Source organism: Kitasatospora putterlickiae, assembly GCF_039527695.1.
Lineage (GTDB): Bacteria > Actinomycetota > Actinomycetes > Streptomycetales > Streptomycetaceae > Kitasatospora > Kitasatospora putterlickiae.
In genome coordinates this window covers 63,690-64,876 of sequence record NZ_BAAAKJ010000257.1, presented here as the reverse complement: position 1 = coordinate 64,876, position 1,187 = coordinate 63,690, and the positions used below count along the sequence as shown (strand labels likewise).

Annotated in this window: 2 protein-coding genes; both read left to right on the top strand. The window is 75.7% G+C overall.

Going from position 1 to position 1,187, the window contains the following annotated elements; translation table 11 throughout:
• A partial coding sequence (locus ABD308_RS26285; protein WP_425554850.1) for an alpha/beta hydrolase family protein occupies positions 1-793 on the top strand: 793 nt, incomplete at its 5' end.
• A gap of 78 nt (positions 794-871) precedes the next feature.
• On the top strand, positions 872-1,168 hold the full coding sequence (locus tag ABD308_RS26280; RefSeq protein WP_344339210.1) for an MTH1187 family thiamine-binding protein: 297 nt from the start codon (positions 872-874) through the stop codon (positions 1,166-1,168).
• Positions 1,169-1,187 lie beyond the last annotated feature (19 nt).

The window sequence follows — 1,187 nt, the reverse complement described above, 5'->3', positions numbered from 1 at the left end:
GGGCCGGTGGCCGGTGCTGGTGCACAGCCCGGGCGGCGGCGATCCGCGCGGCCTGGGGACCTCGCTGGCCGAGGACCTGGCCAGCCACGGCGCCGTCGTCCTCTCGGTCGACCATCCCGGCGACGCCGCCGCGGTCGAGTTCCCGGACACCCGGCCGTACCGGACGGACGTCGTGCGCACGACCGTCTTCCGCGGCGACCCCCGGGACCGGCCGGACGTGGCGCGCACGATGGTCGAGGCACGGGTCGCCGACCTGCGCTTCGTCCTCGACCGGCTCGCGAGCGCCGATCCGCCGCTGCCGCGCGGCCTCGCCGGGACGCTCGACCTGCGCCGCCTCGGCGTGTACGGGCACTCGGCGGGCGGTGGCGCCGTGACCGAGGTGATGCACCAGGACCGGCGGGTGCGGGCCGGGATCAACCTGGAGGGTTTCCTGGACCACCCGCCCGCCGCGCCCGGCGCCGCCGCCGAACCGTTCCCGGTCGCGGTGGACGGGGTGGACCGGCCACTGCTGCTGTTCGGCAGCGAGGGGTTCGACCGGCGGGAGGAACTGGACCGCTCCTGGTCGGCCGTGACCGCGCGATCGGGCCGCCTGGTCCACCGCGCGCGCCTCGCCGGCGCCGACCACTGGACCTTCACCGACTACGCCGCGATGCTGCCCCGGCTCCAGGCGGCCGGGCTGCTGACGGCGGCGGAGCGCGACGCGCTGATCGGCACCGTCGACCCGACCGCGGCGGTCCGTGAGGTCCGCCGCACGGTCCGCGGGTTCTTCGCACGTCACCTGACCGGCCGCTGATCCGAGTCCGGACCGCGACAGACGCCCTAACCTGGTGGCCCCGTGGCCAGCCGGGCCGCACTGGGAGGAGAAGCAGCCGTGATCGCAGCCTTTTCGGTCACCCCGCTCGGGGTCGGCGAGGACGTCGGGGAGGCGGTCGCCGCCGCCGTCAAGGTGGTCCGCGCGAGCGGGCTGCCCAACCGCACCGACGCGATGTTCACCAGCGTCGAGGGGGAGTGGGACGAGGTGATGCCGGTGATCCGGGAGGCGATCGAGGCGGTCAAGGCCTACAGCAACCGGGTCAGCACCGTCATCAAGATCGACGACCGCGCCGGGGTCACCGACGGCCTCACCGGCAAGGTCGCCTCGGTGGAACGCCACCTCGCCGGAGGCTGAGCCGCCCGGGCCGACCCGC